Annotated in this window: 10 protein-coding genes; 4 read left to right on the top strand and 6 right to left on the bottom strand. The window is 35.8% G+C overall.

Annotated elements, in window-relative coordinates; translation table 11 throughout:
* Positions 1-45: 45 nt before the first annotated feature.
* Positions 46-2,865, bottom strand: coding sequence for a TonB-dependent receptor (locus ZA07_RS04550; RefSeq protein ID WP_053972042.1), 2,820 nt, complete (start codon positions 2,863-2,865; stop codon positions 46-48).
* A 179-nt stretch (positions 2,866-3,044) separates the two neighbouring features.
* Here ZA07_RS04550 and dgt point away from each other — a divergent pair, with 179 nt between their 5' ends.
* Positions 3,045-4,391 carry a dGTP triphosphohydrolase gene (dgt, locus tag ZA07_RS04545; RefSeq protein WP_053970550.1) on the top strand — a complete coding sequence of 449 codons (1,347 nt, stop codon included), beginning with the start codon at positions 3,045-3,047 and terminating at the stop codon, positions 4,389-4,391.
* Here dgt and ZA07_RS04540 read toward each other — a convergent pair.
* Entirely contained in the window at positions 4,382-6,139 is a 1,758-nt protein-coding gene (locus ZA07_RS04540) for a 1-deoxy-D-xylulose-5-phosphate synthase (protein WP_053970549.1), read from the bottom strand. The two genes, dgt and ZA07_RS04540, sit on opposite strands and share 10 nt — an antisense overlap.
* A gap of 160 nt (positions 6,140-6,299) precedes the next feature.
* On the opposite strand from ZA07_RS04540, the gene ZA07_RS04535 reads away from it, so the two are divergent.
* Positions 6,300-9,014 (top strand): T9SS-dependent M36 family metallopeptidase, encoded by a 2,715-nt coding sequence (locus ZA07_RS04535; RefSeq protein ID WP_053970548.1) that lies wholly within the window; start codon positions 6,300-6,302, stop codon positions 9,012-9,014.
* A gap of 63 nt (positions 9,015-9,077) precedes the next feature.
* A complete protein-coding gene (locus ZA07_RS04530; RefSeq protein WP_053970547.1) occupies positions 9,078-9,527 on the top strand; it encodes a nucleoside deaminase in 450 nt (149 codons plus the stop codon).
* On the opposite strand, the gene ZA07_RS04525 is transcribed toward ZA07_RS04530, so the two are convergent.
* The 4 genes from ZA07_RS04525 to aspS are packed head-to-tail and all read right to left on the bottom strand — an operon-like array spanning position 9,524 to position 15,079.
* Entirely contained in the window at positions 9,524-9,769 is a 246-nt protein-coding gene (locus ZA07_RS04525) for a hypothetical protein (RefSeq protein WP_082316514.1), read from the bottom strand. The genes ZA07_RS04530 and ZA07_RS04525 overlap by 4 nt on opposite strands.
* A complete protein-coding gene (locus ZA07_RS04520; protein ID WP_053970546.1) occupies positions 9,770-11,563 on the bottom strand; it encodes a chloride channel protein in 1,794 nt (597 codons plus the stop codon).
* A gap of 2 nt (positions 11,564-11,565) precedes the next feature.
* Positions 11,566-13,332 carry an APC family permease gene (locus ZA07_RS04515; RefSeq protein WP_053970545.1) on the bottom strand — a complete coding sequence of 589 codons (1,767 nt, stop codon included), beginning with the start codon at positions 13,330-13,332 and terminating at the stop codon, positions 11,566-11,568.
* Positions 13,322-15,079 (bottom strand): aspartate--tRNA ligase, encoded by a 1,758-nt coding sequence (gene aspS / locus ZA07_RS04510; protein WP_053970544.1) that lies wholly within the window; start codon positions 15,077-15,079, stop codon positions 13,322-13,324. The genes ZA07_RS04515 and aspS overlap by 11 nt, the downstream gene beginning before the upstream one ends.
* Before the next feature lie 194 nt (positions 15,080-15,273).
* Here aspS and ZA07_RS04505 point away from each other — a divergent pair, with 194 nt between their 5' ends.
* Positions 15,274-18,075: a LuxR C-terminal-related transcriptional regulator gene (locus tag ZA07_RS04505; protein ID WP_157492062.1), complete on the top strand. Its 2,802-nt coding sequence runs from the start codon at positions 15,274-15,276 to the stop codon at positions 18,073-18,075.
* Positions 18,076-18,230 lie beyond the last annotated feature (155 nt).

Genomic DNA, 18,230 nt, shown 5'->3' with positions numbered 1-18,230 from the left:
CTTTTTCGAGTTTAATTATTTTTCTATTGTTAAAATTATGGGTTGTTAAAAATTGTATTTAAGTTGTAATCCAACATTCATACCTCGTTTATAGTCTGAAACACCTTTCCCATTTACCGAGTTAACAGTAATATCTCCTAAAGTTGTTTCTCTGAAGTATCCGATGTTAGGATTTAAAAGGTTGGTTGCGCTAAGATTGATTTCAAAATTTTTATTAATGGTGTTTTTCCAGATAAAGTCTAAAGTAGGAACACCTTTTTCGATAACATTTCCTAATTGACCAGATCCTAAAGCATCAATTCTATCAGAAAAATATGAGAATACTAAATTGGCAACCGGTTTATAACTTGCGCTGAAATTAGGTGAAAAACTGATGTCTGCATTAATAATGAACGGAGAGGCTCCTTGTAGTTCGTCTTCAGTACGGTTTGAGAATCCAACATTATAGGTGTCGCCGTCAATTTCAGAATACAAATCTTGTTGTGTATGCATGTAGGTGGCATTCATTCCCATAGATAGAATGGATTCATCATCAGCATCAGCGATTAAATTTTTCTTCACCTCTAATTCAACACCATATACACGGGCCTTATCACCAGTTCTAAAGTAACGTTGAGTACCTGTCGCGTCTGCACCAACCACTAAGTTGATGGGGTCGTTGATTTCTTTGGCAAAACCTGCCATAGAAAAGATTTCACTTTTGCTGAAAAACCATTCGTACTTTAAGTCGATGCTATAAACTTTTGAATATCCTACTTCTAAAAGATCTGGGTTACCACCAACTCTCGTTGATACATCCTCATAAACGAATGGAGCGACTTCTTTAAATTCTGGTAGGGATATGGTTTGACTTCCAGTAAGTCTAAGGTTCATATCATCATTTAAAGCATATTTAATATTTAAACTAGGTAGAAAGAAATTATCATAAAATGATTTTGTGTCTTCCCCATTTGAACCTAAGTTGATCACATCGTATTCAATACTTTGGTCAATAGATTCTAGTCTTAGACCTGGAACAAATAACCACTTTCCTGCCTTGATTTCTGCATTTAAATAACCAGATTGAATATTTAATAGACCCTTATAAGTGTTTTCTGGTAAACCTGGTCTGTTGGTGTTTGATAATCCTGGGTAAGGATTTAAAACATTGATATCGTATATACCTTCCTCAGAAGCAGAATTAATTCTCAAGTTATCTAAGGTGAAAATAGCATTGAAATTATTTACATTGGTAATTTGATAATTACTATCTAGAATGTCATATCCGTAGCGTATGTTGTTAAATGTTCTTGTTTTGCTTCTTCCATTGTACCCAAAGTTTAATTTGAATTCGTCAGAGATGTTATAAGCAAGGTTTAATCGACCATTGTACTCTTCATCTTCAATGTTTTGGAAGTAGCGTTGGTTGTCAAATGCAACGTTGCTATAGAAGATGGGATTAGTAGTTGGATCATTGTCCAAAGCATAATCATAGTTTTCTAAACTGATACGTTTTCTATCTGGCTGTTTGGCATAAACAACATTATAGCCCAATCCCCAATCTAAATCAACTTTTCCAGAGGTATGCTCACCTAAGATTTGATTTACAAAAATTTGATTTTGGTCAAATTGAACGTTCATTTGATAAAATCCTTTATCTGTATCAGCAATACCATCACGGTTTCTTCCTAAACCATCTATACCGTAGTATCCAACAACATCTGAAGAACTGTTGATAAATAAAGAGTTATAGGATAATTTATTGTTGTCATCAATACGGTAATTAAGGTTTGCCATAGCAGTAGTGTTTGTGGTATATTCATACTCTTCTGCACTATCTTCAAAGGCTTTTTTCTCTGTTAGGGTATAATCAATGTTAGAACCTTTACGGTATTCAAAATTGTTTCCAAAAGAACCGGTAACAAACAAGCTCAAACGTGAACCGTTTTTAAAGTCGAATGATTTACCTCCCGAAGCACCATAGGTAACATTCATTGGGGTTCCTGCATCTACTGGGTCGATACCATGAGAAAGAATAATTGCGAATGGATTGTGTTCGTATCTTCCGTAGTATCCAAAATATCCTGTTCCTTCACTTCTTACAAAGCTTTTATCGATAGCATTAGAATTGAATCCACTTCCAACAAATACTTCTAGCATGCCATCGCCTTTGTAGTTTTTAGAAGTAACATCTACATTACCGGCAGAGAAGTCGCCGTAGTACTTGCTTGAATAAGCTTTACTAATGGATACATTTTCAATAATATCTGAAGAAAAAAGATCTAGATTGATATTTTTCTTGTTAACATCATTTGATGGTAATGCCAAACCATTCATTGTGGTGTTTTGGTACCTGTCGCCTAGACCACGCACATAAACGTTACTTGAACCTTCTTGCTTAGAAATACCAGATATTTTAGCAACAGCAGCAGCGGCATCGCTCACCCCTTTTCTTGAAAGTTCTTCGGCTCCTATACTTTGCTTAATCTCAACAGCTTTCTTTTGCTCTAAAAGTAAGGCAACCTCACTTTCTCGTTTTGTTGTTGTAGTGATTACAATTTCGTCTAGGGCAGCAGCATTTGCTCCCATAGGTACGTTTAGTTCTGTTACTTTTCCAGGTTCAACAGTTACAGTGATTTCTTGTGATTCATAACCAACAAAACTAAACACCAAGGTGTACGTTCCAGGATCTATGTTTTCTAAAGCATATAAACCATCAAAATCAGTAGTTGTTCCTTTAATGGTCCCTTTAATTAATACATTGGCAAAAACCAATGGCTCATCATTAGCTTCTTTATCAGTCAATTTACCAACGATGGAACCTGATTCTTGAGCGTAGGTAAATATGGAAGTTAATAAAGTAAATACGAATATAAGTCGTTTCATTTCTCGGTTTAATTTCATGGGGCAAAGAAACCTCGATTATGTAAAGTTTAAGTTAATCACAGGTTAAACATCCTTCATTAAAATGTTACCTAAAGGTTAGGTAAAACCTATATTTTTTAAATTTCGAAACAATTTTTTAACATGGTAATGGCTATATTGCGATGCATTAAATCTTTAATATGAACTGGGAGCAATTACTTTCTTTAAAACGTTTTGGAGACACAAATAAAAGGCTCAGGAATGAGCAGGATGAAACCCGATTGGGATTTGAAGTGGATTATGATCGTATTATATTTTCATCAGAGTTTAGAAGTCTTCAAGATAAAACCCAAGTGATACCATTGTCACAAACAGATTTTGTTCATACCAGATTGACTCATAGTTTGGAGGTAAGCGTGGTAGGAAGAACCCTGGGTAGGAGAGTTGGAGCAAAGATTATAGAAAAGTATCCCCATCTTACTACTATACATGGATATCAAGCGAATGACTTTGGTGCTATTGTGGCAGCTGCCGCTTTGGCTCATGATATTGGGAACCCACCATTTGGACACTCGGGTGAAAAGGCTATCGGCGAATTTTTTAAGACTGGTAAGGGATTTCGATTTAAAGAGGTGTTAAGTGATAAGGAGTTTCAAGATCTATGTGATTTTGAAGGAAATGCCAACGGTTTCAAGATTCTAACTGAAAGTAGAGCCGGTAGGGAAGGAGGCCTTCGGTTGAGTTATGCTACTTTGGGTGCATTTATGAAGTACCCAAAAGAATCTCTACCTAAAAGGCCTACTAAGCATATCGCAGATAAAAAGTTTGGTTTTTTTCAGAGTGAAAAAGACGCCTTTATGGATGTGGCAAGTGATTTAGGTTTGATTGAAACTAGAACTGGTTCCACAGTTAGTTTTGGACGCCACCCATTGACATATTTGGTTGAGGCAGCCGATGATATTTGCTATACTATAATTGATTTTGAAGATGGAATAAATATGGGGCTTATTCAAGAAGAATATGCTTTAGAATATTTGATTAATTTGGTCAGGGATTCCATAAATGCCAATAAGTATCACCAATTAACCAATACCAAGGATCGTGTTAGTTATTTAAGAGCGCTAGCAATTAATACACTTATCAATGAGGCCGTGGATGTCTTTGTGAAAAACGAGGAAAGCATATTAAAAAATGAGTTTGGTGCTTCCCTGTTGGATAAATGTCAATATGAAGCCCAAATTTCCGACATTATTAAATTAAGTGTAAAACAAGTTTATCAATCCGAGGAAGTTATTGGGAAGGAGATAGCAGGGTATGAGGTTTTGAATGATCTTTTAATTGTCTACACCAAGGCGTTAGATAACTTTATGAAAGGGGAAACATCCAATTATGATAAACTTATTCTAAAGACTTTAGAAAAACATCTTTCATTACATGAGAACCTGACAACTTATGAAATGTTGATGATGGTTTGTAATTATGTAGCAAAACTATCAGATAGTAATGCCATTCTGACTCACAAAAAGATAAAAGGAACTTATTTGTAATTTAGTTCTTTCAAGATGCAGTTTTTAATAGATTCAGTATCAATGCCACATATTTTTTGGAGTTCTGGAATCGTTCCTTGTTCTATAAATTGATTTGGAACTCCCAAAGTTTTTATACGATTGGTATAGTCATGTTCATTTGCAAATTCTAAAATGGCACTACCAAATCCTCCAGTTATAATGCCGTCTTCAACAGTGATAATGGTTTGAAATTTATTGAAAATTCCATGTAAAAGTTCTGTATCCAAAGGCTTTATAAAACGCATATCATAATGAGCGATATTCAAATTCCTTAAATCAGAAAGGGCATCCTCCACATTGTATGCCATAGTTCCTAAAGATATGATAGCTAGTTTTTCTCCTTGCTTTAAACAAATTCCTTTTCCTATTTCAATGGATTGGAAGGGGCTTTCCCAATTGATATTTCTTCCTCTCCCTCTAGGATACCTTATGGCGATGGGAGCTTTTAATTCCAACTGGACCGTGAAAAGTATATTGCGTAGTTCTTCTTCATTCCTAGGGGCAAAAAATATAAAATTCGGAATGCTTCTTAGATAAGCTATGTCAAAAATACCATGATGGGTTGCTCCATCTTCTCCTACCAGTCCAGCCCGATCCAAACAAAATATTACTGGAAGATTTTGTAAGGCAACATCGTGAATGACTTGATCGTATCCCCGTTGTAAAAATGTTGAATAAATATTGCAATAGGGTATAAAACCATCTGCTGCTAAACCAGCGGAAAAGGTGACCGCATGTTGTTCAGCAATCCCTACATCAAAGGCTCTTTCAGGAATTTCAGCCATCATATATTTTAGGGAACTGCCTGAAGGCATTGCTGGGGTGATTCCAATAATCTTTTCATTAGTTTTGGCGAGTTCTAACAGCGTATAACCAAAAACATCTTGAAATTTGGGGGGTGTTGGAAGGTCTGACTTTTGAAATAATTCACCGGTGACCGAGTCAAATTTTCCTGGAGCATGATAGGTTACTTGGTCTAATTCAGCTTGCTTTAGGCCTTTTCCTTTAACAGTTTTGACATGTAATAATTTGGGGCCTGGAATATTTTTTAAATCTTCCAGGGCCGTCATTAACATAGGAAGGTCATGACCATCAATTGGCCCAGTGTAATATAAACCAAGTGCTTTGAAAATGTTTTGATCGGAGTTTGGGGATAAGTTTTTAAAATGCTCTTTTAGAGCACCTACACTCCAGTCAATCCCAATGCCATTGTCATTCAAAATAATTAGTACGTTGGTTCCAGACACACTAGCATGATTTAAAGCCTCAAATGCCATTCCACTGACTATGGAAGCATCTCCAATGACAGCGATATGTTGTCTATTCTCATTTCTTAGTTGGGCTGCTTTTGCCATTCCAAGAATGGCAGATATAGAAGTTGATGAATGACCTGTTCCAAAAGCGTCAAAGGGACTTTCTGATATTTTAGGAAAACCACTGATACCATGTAGTTGCCTGTTGGTATCAAATACATTTTTTCTTCCAGTTAGTATTTTGTGTCCGTAAGCCTGGTGTCCTACATCCCAAATCAATTTATCTTTAGGTGTATTAAACAGGTAATGGAGGGCTATGGTTAACTCAACTACTCCTAGGCTAGCGCCCAAATGACCTGCCTTGGTGGCAACTGCATGTATAATATATTGTCTGAGCTCCTTGGCTAAGGTAGGAAGTTCATCTTTTGAAAGATTCCTTAAATCTTCAATATTATGAAGTTGATTTAAAATCATTTGGTGTCAATGGATAATTGTAAATGCAAATTTAGGGGAAGTCTAATAAAAGGATTAAAGTTAAATTTGAATATTTTTTGTTAAGAAATTATAAAATTAAATACATCATCTCTTATATTTGCTCATTCTCAACTAAAAAAGGAACAAAACAAAATTAAAAATGAAAAAAAGTTACTTAAGATTCTTTTCTTTTTTGTTGATATGCCTCAGTTTTAATCTGACATTTGGACAAAAGAGATTAGCGGATTCCCGTTACAATGAGGTTGTAAATTCTTACCTAGAAAATATTAAGGGAGAATATGGATTTACAGCCAATGATTTTTCTGATTTATACATCAATCACGAGGTATATTCTAAAAAATCTAATTTAACGCATTTATATCTTAATCAAAGATATCAGGGAATTGAAATTTTTAATGCCATTTCTAGTGTCGCATTAAGAGATAATTCGGTTTTTTATTATGCAAATAATTTAATTGGGGACATTGCTCAAAAAATTAATGCACAATATCCAAGCATTAATGCTCAGGCAGCTTTGCAAAAAGTAGCTATGGAATTTAACCTAGGGAATTTACAAGGACTTGAAGAGATTGGAGCATTTGAAAATGAGATTACTTTCAATAATGCGGGGATTTCAAGATCTAACATTCCTGTTAAATTAGTATACTTCTACAATCAAGAAGCTAATGAGTTAAAGTTGGCTTGGGATGTAAGTGTTGAAGCTTTAGATGGTAATCACTGGTGGAGTATTCGTGTAGATGCACAAGATGGAAGTATTTTGGATACTGCTGATTGGGTTTTAAGCTGTAATTTTGGAGAACATGTAAATCACAGTGCCACTGCTCATGGAAAAAGAACTAACGAAAAAGCCTTCTCTTTATTTAAGGCAGCAACTTTAACTGCAGATGGATCTGAATATAATGTTTATCCTTATCCTGTAGAAAGCCCTAATCATGGTTCAAGAAGTTTATTGTCTGAGCCTTCTAATGATATTGCATCTCCATATGGATGGCATGATACTGATGGTGTTGCTGGTGCAGAGCACACAATTACTAGAGGGAATAATGTATGGGCGCAAGAGGATCAAGATGGTAATAATGGAACGGGATATGCTCCTGATGGGTTGGAAACCTTATCTTTTGATTTTCCTCTTGATTTTGAGCAACAACCTGCAGGTTATGTAGACGCTGCCATTACCAATTTGTTTTACGCCAATAATATGATGCACGATGTTTGGTATCAATATGGTTTTGATGAAGCAAGTGGAAACTTCCAAAGTAACAACTACGGAAATGGAGGAGCAGGTAATGATTATGTTTTTGCGGATGGGCAAGATGGTTCTGGAATGAACAATGCTACATTTGGAACACCTCCAGATGGATCCAATCCTTCTATGAGAATGTTTTTATGGGATAGTGCCGATAATGCCATTCCCCAACCACTTACTATTAATACCGGTGATTTAGCTGGAGGTTACATTGCTGCTTTACCAGCTACAGGACCAGGAAACAACATTACAGGACCAAGTTCTATTCCAGTTACAGCAGACCTTGTAGTTGTTGATGATGGTACTGGGGCTCCTACGGAGGGATGTAATGCCTTAGTAAATGGAGCTGATGTTACAGGTAAAATTGCTGTTATCAAAAGAGGTAACTGTACGTTTGTTGATAAAATTCAAAACGCTCAAGATGCTGGTGCGGTTGCCGTGATTATGGTCAATCATAACAATCCAACTAATGATCCAGATTATGTACAATATGTGACAATGGCTGGACAGTCTGATCCTGCGTTCACGATTCCTTCAATCTTTGTTAACAATGCAGATGGTCAGCCAATTATTGATGCCTTGTTGGGAGGAGAAACTATCAATGCTACAATCGTATTGGATGAGGTATTTAATATTGACGGTAGCTTGGATAATGGCGTAATGGCACATGAGTACGGTCATGGAATCTCAAATAGACTTACAGGTGGAGCTAATAACACAGGTTGTTTAGGTAATGCGGAACAAATGGGTGAAGGATGGTCTGACTGGGTAGCTTTGATGATGACAATGAAGTCAACAGATCAACCAACAGACGCAAAGGCTATTGCTACTTTTGTTTTGGCTCAAGATACAGATGGTAGTGGTTTGAGACCAGCTCCATACAGTACAGATTTTGCGATTAATGACTTTACCTATGGGGCTACTAATGATGATACTGTTCTTGGTACCATTAACGGAGAAGAGGTGTCCTGGAATGAGATTGTGCATAATATAGGATTTGTATGGGCTACGATGCTATGGGATTTAACATGGGCATATGTGGACAAATATGGATTTGATCCTGATTTAATGAATGGTGATGGAGGAAATAATAAAGTGATGCAAGTAGTAATGGATGGAATGAAATTACAGCCTTGTAGTCCTGGATTTGTTACAGGAAGAAATGCTATTTTACAGGCTGATATGGCTCTTACCGGAGGTGAAGATCAATGTTTGATTTGGGAGGTGTTTGCAAATAGAGGTTTAGGAGCAGGAGCTTCACAAGGCCTACCTTTCTTGATGACAGATCAAGTTGAAGATTTCTCAATGCCTGATGAAAATGATGAAACGCTTCAAAACTGTACTTCTTTAAGTGTAGAGGATTTCAACTTTAATCAATTTAATTTGTATCCTAATCCAACTAATGGCATGCTTTACATTAAAACTGCTACAAGCGTTGGTAATGTAACCCTTACCTTAACAGATATGAATGGTAGATCAGTTTTGACGCAACAAGCCAATTTAGTAGATGCAGCTCAAGTGGATATGAGCCAATTACAATCTGGAATTTATATATTGAATATAAAAGGTACTTCTTTAAATGTAAATAAGAAGATCGTTAAAAAGTAAATTGAACTTGAGATTTATAAAAAAGGCAGCTTATTCTTAGCTGCCTTTTTTTATTTTTATCTTATGGAGGGTTTGTTTGATCATCAATATTTCATGAAGAAAGCACTTCAAGAAGCTGAAGTCGCCTTTGAAAAAGGTGAAATACCTGTGGGAGCGGTTATTGTAATAGAGAATAGAATTATTGCTAGAGCCCACAATTTAACAGAGTTATTAAATGACGTGACTGCCCATGCAGAAATGCAGGCTATCACATCGGCGTCAAATTTCCTTGGAGGTAAATATCTTCACAATTGTACATTATATGTGACCCTAGAGCCATGTCAAATGTGTGCAGGAGCACTTTATTGGAGCCAAATAGGTCACATTATCTTTGGTGCTCGAGATGAAGAAAGAGGGTGTATCAATCTAAAAACGAAATTACATCCTAAAACCAAAATGGAAGGAGGTATTCTGGCTGATGAAGCGGCAAAATTGATGAAGCGGTTTTTTATAGAAAAAAGAAATTTGAATTAGTGTTTATTTCTTCTTTGTGATTCCCGCATTTTGTCAATATTTTCTTTAGTGAGCATATAGTCTTTCATATTCTTGTCCTTCCATCTGTAATAAGAGAATAGTGGAAAGACAATAAAAAACAACCCAAGGCATCCAAATCCAATTAATTTTTGGGAATAATCCACATCTAGTATAAAGCCACATAGAATGCTTGTCAAGGAGGCTACAAAAAAGATAAAAGTGATGATTTTAATGGGTTTCATTTAGTGGGTAATATCAATTAGTTTTCTTCGGTAAACAGTAAGTAATTTCGACTTGGAAATAAAGCCAATGTATTCGCCATCTTTTGTGACAGGGAGATTCCATGCATTACTGTCTTGAAACTTTTTCATAATGGAAATCATCTTGTCTTTGTTAAGGTCAATAACTTCTGGAGGAATCTGCATGATGTCCTTAGCAATCACTTCTTCATAAAGTGATCGATCAAACATGATTGGGCGTATGTCATCCAACAGGATGATGCCTTTTAATTTTTTGGTGTCCCTGTGAATCACAGGGAAAATATTACGGTTAGATTTAATAACAGCTTCGTGAACTATTTGTCCTAAGGTCATGTCGCCCGTAACTGGGATAAAGTTTGTTTCTACTACTTTATCAATGTCCATCAAACTCAATACTGCGTGATCCTTGTCGTGAGTTATTAACTCTCCTTTTCTGCCTAATTCCATGGTGTAAACAGAATGTGGATAGAAGTATTTGGTCAAGGCAAAAGAAATCGTTGAAGTAAGCATCAAGGGGATGAATAACTCATATCCTCCAGTGACTTCAGCAATTAAGAATATAGCGGTAAGTGGAGCGTGTAGGACACCAGCCATCAATCCTGCCATTCCTACCAATGTGAAATTGGTTTCTGATACTTGTAATCCGAAAATCTCAAATTTGTTTATAATACGCGCTATGCAATTTCCCATAATACTTCCCATAAATAGGGTAGGTGCAAAAATTCCACCAACACCTCCAGCTCCAAAGGTTACTGCTGAAGCAATAATTTTAAACATAACCAATCCAGCCATTAGGAAAATAACAACCCAAAATTCAGTCAGGTCCAAGCCTAAAAAATTGTTTTGAAGTGCTTTTTCTGGATCACCAGCAATTAAATTGTTCATCACGTCAAAACCTTCACCATAAAGCGGCGGAATGAAGTAGACTAATACTCCAATAATCACACCCCCAATGATGAGCCTCATAACATTAGAGTTAATCTGATCAAAGAGCTTCTGTATTCGGTCATATACTTCTGTAAAATACATGGAAACCAAAGCGCTTATGATACCTAAGATTAGGAAAAAGGGGATGTCTTTCAAATCAAAGTTTTCAGTAATTCTAAACGGTAACAAAACATCATTGCCAAAAAAGAAATAGGACGTTAAAATGGCTGACAAGGATGCTAATAGTAATGGAAGTAAGGAGGTAATGGTTAAATCAAGACTAAAAACTTCAATCGCAAATATGATGGCAGCAATAGGGGCTTTGAAAATAGAAGAAAGTGCTCCAGCTGCGGCACAACCAATTAGCAAATTCCTGGCATTTTGATTCATGTGAAATAATCTGGAAATGTTGGAGCTAATAGCTGCTCCAGTGGCAACAGTTGGTCCTTCTAATCCCACCGATCCACCAAACCCTACTGTTATTGGAGCTGTAAGAAGGGAGCCAAACATTTGGTATTGCTTCATAATACCTTTTCTCTTTGCAATAGCATAAAGGGTTGAAGGAATACCATGACTTACCCGATTTCTAATCACGTAAGTTATGATAAGGTAAACCAATGCGAACCCAATGATTGGAAACAAGAAATAAAAGGCATGATGGTAATATTGAATGATATTACTTTCTAATATATGTTGTATAAAGTGGGTGAAGTTCTTCAATAAGACGGCACCTACTCCTGAGGTAAACCCCACCAGCATGCTTAAAAGGTATATGAACTGTTTGTTAGAGATATGCTTGATTCTCCAAAACAAAAAGGTTGTCAAGGTTTTTTTAAAGAATTGTGCCATATTTAAATCACTAGTCTTACGCCTCCTAATTCTTCAACCTTATAACTGAATTTGTCTCCAGGAGAACCAATAAACATAAAGTTGACTGGGATTTTCCAGCGCTTTGATAATTCTTGAATGAGTTCGGGGTTAAATTCTCCTTCTTCAATGATTAGTTCCAATTTGATTTTAGGATATTCCCTATCTAAAAAGTCAATTTCAACGGCCAAGTTTTCTGGAACTTGATGTCCCGGTTTCACTACATGAACAATTTTGATTTTTCGGGTGTGCTCATTTTTTGTAATGTAAAGCATGACTTTGTTTAAAGCGGCAATATTGTCCCCTCTGGTAAAAAAGATAAATTCCTGTTGGTTTATTTTGTCTATGAAGTTGAGAATATTTCTATCCATTTTGTAGACGCCTCTTCTAATTGGGTCAAACATGTAGTGTATAAATTTAAGTAGCAATTTTAAAACTAAGGTTCTATTCAACATGAAGATGATGAATATCATGAAGGGTATAAAATAGCTTAAAAATACGTTTACGTTGCTTGGATTTCCTTCCTTGGGATTCATTAAAATGTTTCCAAGTAAGGCTATTAGAACACCTAAAATGGCAATGAATACCGCCGGCCATCGAGCCTTCTCTGGCCTAGGAAGGGATTCTCTTTTAACCTTTAATAAAATATTTCCAATCCCGAACAAGGCCATAACGGATAAAAAGGAAATGGTGTAAACACCGGCTAAAAGACTTACCTCGCCTTGGGTTATCATTAAAACCGAAACGGTAAGTAGAAAGAACATAATAATGATTCGGTAAGAACTTCCTTTTTTATTCTTTTTGAGGAAGAACTGAGGCATGATTCTGTCCAGGGTCATACGCTCTAACAATCCAGAAACACCCACAAAACTTGTAAGAACAGCTCCGCTCAAAACTAAAAAGGCATCAATAGAAATGAGAATGGCGACCCAATTTCCTCCAACTAAATTAGCCATTTCAACTAATAAAGTATTTTGATAATCATCACCTCTCAAGACGGGGATTGTAAACAATGCTAAGGCAAACAAAGCCATAAGAGGATTGATAATGCTAACAATACCCCACATGTTTCTTAAAGTTTTAGGAAAGACTCCTTTTTGTTGTTCTTCAACAAAGTTTGCAGAACTTTCAAACCCCGAAACACCCAACATGGATGCAGAAAATCCAAGGAAAATAGCAATCCAAATACTGCCTCCTGCTAATTCAAAATTCCAATTTTCAAAAAATACGGAAATGCCATTTTGAAATAAATAGAAAGCTATAAAACCTGTCAGAATCAGTAAAGAAATCAAATGAAAAAGAAAGATGCCAATAGCAACCTTGGAAGATTCTGTAATTCCACCAATAGTTAATAATGCAAAGACTCCCAACAAACCCACAGTTGATAGTATAATGGGCATTGCGGGAACCAAATGATGCAAATAGTGTATGGCTTCGTTTGCAGAAATAACGGCTGTAGCCATATATGAAAGTATGGTGAGCGTTGCTGCAAAAGATGCCATGAATTTGCTAGTGGTGTTCAAAAGGGCATTGTAGGCACCTCCGTTTAAAGGAAGAGCTCCAACGACTTCACCATATATTCGGCGGAATAAAAATAGGACCAACGAAACAATAAGCAAGGTAATCCATGCATATTGTCCAGCATAAGCAATGGCTAAAGCAGATACATATAAAACAGATGAGCTAATATCGTTTCCACAAATGGCTGTTGATTCTAGCTCATTTAGTTTTTTATGTACCTTATTTTTCATGATGTTTAACTTTTAGACTTAGTTCCTCTAGTTGCATATTGTCAATAGGAGCAGGAGCATCAATCATTACGTCTCTACCGGCATTGTTTTTAGGGAATGCGATAAAGTCTCTAATTGTTTCCTGTCCCCCTAAGATAGCAACTAATCTGTCTAATCCAAAAGCTAAACCTCCATGAGGTGGTGCGCCATATTCAAAAGCATTCATTAAAAAGCCAAATTGAGCCTTGGCTTCTTCTTCAGTGAATCCCAGATAATCAAACATTAGGGACTGTGTTTTCTTATCATGGATTCTGATGGATCCTCCTCCTATTTCGTTTCCATTTAAAACGAGGTCGTAGGCATTGGCCTTTACCTCTCCAGGTTTTGTCTTCAATAATTCCAATTGTCCTGGTTTTGGAGATGTAAATGGGTGGTGCATTGCATGGAATCTTTCGGTTTCTTCATCCCATTCCAATAGCGGAAAATCAACAACCCACAATGGAGCAAATTCCTTTGGATTCCTTAATCCAAGTTGTTCTGCTAATTCCATTCTTAGGGCACTCATTTGCGCTCTTACTTTATTTTTGTCACCAGATAGAATACAGATTAGGTCGCCTGGTTTGGCTCCCGTTAATTGAGCCCATTGCTCGAAATCTGTTTCATCGTAAAATTTATCGACTGACGATTTAAAAGTCCTGTCTTCATTGTAACGGCAGTAAACCATTCCTAGGGCTCCAATCTGTGGTCGTTTTACCCAGTCGATAAGTTTATCGATTTCCTTGCGGGTATAGCTATTGCCATTTGGAACTGCAATCCCAACGACCAATTCAGCTTGGTTAAAAACATTGAAATCTTTGTGCTGGGAAACTTCATTCAGCTCTCCAAACTCCATTCCAAATCGAATATCTGGTTTGTCGTTCCCATATTTTTTCATGGCTTCGTCATAAGTCATTCTTGGGAACTTATTTATTTCTATACCATTAATTTCCTTAAGTAGGTGTCTAGTCAAACCTTCAAAAGCATCTAAAATGTCTTCTTGCTCCACAAAAGCCATTTCACAGTCTATTTGAGTGAATTCTGGCTGTCTATCGGCTCGAAGGTCTTCATCTCTAAAGCACTTTACAATTTGAAAGTACTTGTCCATGCCACCAACCATTAACAATTGTTTGAAGGTTTGTGGTGATTGAGGTAGAGCATAAAACTCACCAGGATTCATTCTTGACGGAACAACAAAGTCTCTGGCGCCTTCTGGAGTAGATTTAATAAGATATGGCGTTTCAACTTCAATAAAACCTTCTTTAGAAAGATAATTTCTAACTTCCTGTGATACTTTATGTCTAAAAATCAAGCTATTCTTGACGGGATTTCTACGAATATCTAAATAACGATATTTCATTCGTAATTCCTCACCACCATCCGTTTCATCCTCAATAGTAAATGGAGGAAGATTTGCTTGATTTAATATGGTTAATTCTTTAACTAAAATTTCAATGTCACCAGTAGCCAGATTTGGATTTTTTGAGCTTCGTTCGATAACGGTCCCCGTTACTTGGATAACAAATTCCCTACCCAATTTTTGAGCCTTTTCCATAATGGATTCAGGAGTTCGTTCTTCGTCAAGAATCAATTGGGTGATGCCATAGCGGTCTCTTAAATCTACCCAAACCATAAATCCTTTGTCTCTGACTTTTTGGACCCATCCAGATAGGGTCACTTCTGTATTAATATGTGATGCTCTTAATTCACCACAATTATGACTTCTAAACATTGAAAAAAATTTGATGTGCAAAATTAAATAATTATTTGAACAAACAAGAGAGAATAAGGGGTTTATAAGGGAGAGGATTATTAGTTTTACGAAGAATTTTCAATTGATTTTTTTTAAATTGAACATATATATAAATTCATTCCATTCTTTAATAATATCCTTGTAAAATGTTAGCATTGACATCAAATTATAAAATGAACTTTAGATTGTGTCTGGTTACTTTTAGTTTGTTTTTGGTTTCCATTTTTTCTCATGCTCAGTATACGCCTTACTTTAAAAACTATTCTATTTCAGATTATCGTGCTGGTAATCAAAATTGGGGGGTTGCAAAAGGGAATAGTGGTAAACTTTATGTAGCAAATAATGAAGGGTTGTTGGAGTTTGATGGAATGGTTTGGAAATTTTATGAGATGCCCAATAAAACCATTATAAGGTCTGTTCATGTTGCTGATGGTAAAATTTTCACTGGATCGTATGAGGAATTTGGTTATTGGGAAAAGAATGAATTTGGAGTGTTGGCCTATACTTCCTTAAGTTCTTCCTTGGAAGAGGAAACTTATAAAGATCAGGAATTTTGGAAGATTTTGTCGATTAATGGTCAGGTGCTATTTCAATCCTTTACCAACATATATATCTATAAAGATGGTGAATTAATTAAGGTTGATAAGAAAAATGCTAGTTCCACTCTAATATCAATGGATATTGTGGAGGGTCAAGTTTATGTTTCAACGTTAAAAAGAGGCGTTTTTATATTGGATAATAATGTTCTGGTGCCTGAAATTTTTGACCCTTTGTTGGTTGATACCAAAGTGATTTCCATTTTAAAGAAAGGGGCTTCATTATATCTATTTACTGGACTCAAAGGTTGTTTCATTTATTCCAACGGAGTTCTTAAACCATGGAATTCAGAAATCAATGATTTATTGGAGCAACATCAGTTAAATGTATTTACTGAAGATACCAACGGTCAAATGATTTTTGGTACAATAAAAAATGGCCTTTATATAACCGACGATAGGGGAAACGTGCTTTTTCATATTAATAAAGAAAATGGGTTTATTAATAATACCGTTTTAAGCTTGGATTATGATGGTAGCTTTGGTTTGTGGTGTGGGTTGGATAATGGATTGTCCTATGTTGAACTTAATGCCAATGCTTATTTTTATAAGGATATAACTGGAAAACTTGGTGCTGTATACGATGTCATTGAGCATGAGGGTGTAATATATGTAGGTAGTAATACAGGGTTATTTTATTTAGATGAGAAAGGGGAATTGGTATTTATTGAAGATTCCCAAGGTCAAGTTTGGGATCTTGTAGAAATTGAAGGTCAACTATTTTGTGGTCATAATAATGGGACTTTTTTAGTAGACAATAAGACTATTATTCCCTTATCAAATCATACTGGGGGGTGGGTAATTAAAAAGGTACCTGAAAAAAATGATTTATATATACAAGGTACTTACACGGGTCTAGTCCGATATAGGAGACTTGGTGATGAAAAATGGAGTGTGAAACATTTAGGAAGGACCACGATTCCTACGAGGTTTCTTGTCTTTGAAAATTCAAATAGTGCTTGGGTCGCTCATGCCTATAAAGGATTATATAAGGTCCAATTTGATAGTGCTTTTGATACCATAGAAAATATAACGGATTATAGTAAGAAAGGATTACTCTCTGATTACAATGTTAGGATCTATAGGATTAAAAATGATATCTTCTTTAAGACCAATCGTGGTTGGCAGAAGTATGAACCTTTGTTAGATTCTATTGTTCCCTATAAGGTTTTGGAGGATAAATTGGGTCAAGATGCTTATATAATTTCTGAGGATGATCAAGAGGATTTGGTTATCAAAGATGGAAGGGATGTCATTCATTTTAAATCTATTTTAGGAGAGGCAAATCAACTTTCTATTACCAGTTCTTTTTTGAGGAATCGATTAATTGTAGGCTATGAGAAAATTTCAAAAATAAATGACTCCATTTCCGCTCTTAATTTGAATGATGGATTTTTAATGATAAATGAGCAACAATTTAGTGCCAATCATGATGTTGAAAAACCACAATTAGAAACACTTAGCGTCAACAGAGAACTAGTTGATGTTGATAAGGGGGATTTTGATTTTCCGTTTAAATCTAATATCTCGTTGGCATTTACCTCTCCACGTTCAAAGGATTATTTCTTCGCTTATAAATGGGTAAACAATGATGAAAATCAATGGTACGAATTGGAAAATCAGCTTTTGGAGTTTTCAAGTTTACCAGATGGGAAGCATACCGTTCTTGTGAAAGCGGTAAATAGTTTTGGAGATGAATCGGAACCTATTGAAGTCTCCTTTGTGATACTTCCTCCTTGGTATAAGAGCTCTATAGGGTTTGGATTGTACGTCATTCTCATTTTAGTCATAATTGGGTTTATCATTTTTTTCCATCGTCGAAAAGTCTCGAAAGAACAGAGATTAATGCAGGAAAAGTTTGAATTGGAACAAGAGCAGCTGTTAAAGGAGAAGGCCTTAGAAAATGAAAAGAACTTGGTAGAGTTAAAAAATCAAACATTGAAGAATGAAGTTAAATTGAAAAGCAAACAATTAGCAAATACGGCAATGGCCTTGGTCAAGAAAAATGAAACCCTGCAAGATCTTAAAAAGGAGTTAGGCGCTAATAAAAAGGAATTTGGTAATGTCTTTGCGTATAAAAAATTGGTGAAGCGTATTGACGGATCCATTGGTCATGATGATGAGTGGGAAATTTTTGAATATAATTTCAATCAAGTGCATGAAGAATTCTTTAAAGAATTGAAAAGGATGCATCCGGTACTTACGCAAAAGGATCTCAAGATTTGTGCCTACATTAAGATGAATTTAACTACTAAAGAAATAGCGCCATTAATGAACATTTCTGTAAGGGGCGTAGAAACACATAGATACAGGCTTAAAAAGAAGCTTGATTTAGATAATGACAAATCCTTGACTGATTATTTGATGAATATTCAGTAATCACTTCGCTTTTATGTTAAAATCGTAGTTTTTACTACGTCAAAAATACGTCATCTAACGTTTTCGTAACGAGTTAGAAGCATTTTTATGTATATTTAAAGTACGTCATGCTTCACTTTTGGGTACTTTTTTGGAAAATGGCGTAATTAAAATGT

This window comes from Mangrovimonas sp. ST2L15 (assembly GCF_001280515.1).
Lineage (GTDB): Bacteria > Bacteroidota > Bacteroidia > Flavobacteriales > Flavobacteriaceae > Mangrovimonas > Mangrovimonas futianensis.
This window is presented reverse-complemented; position numbering and strand designations above follow the sequence as displayed.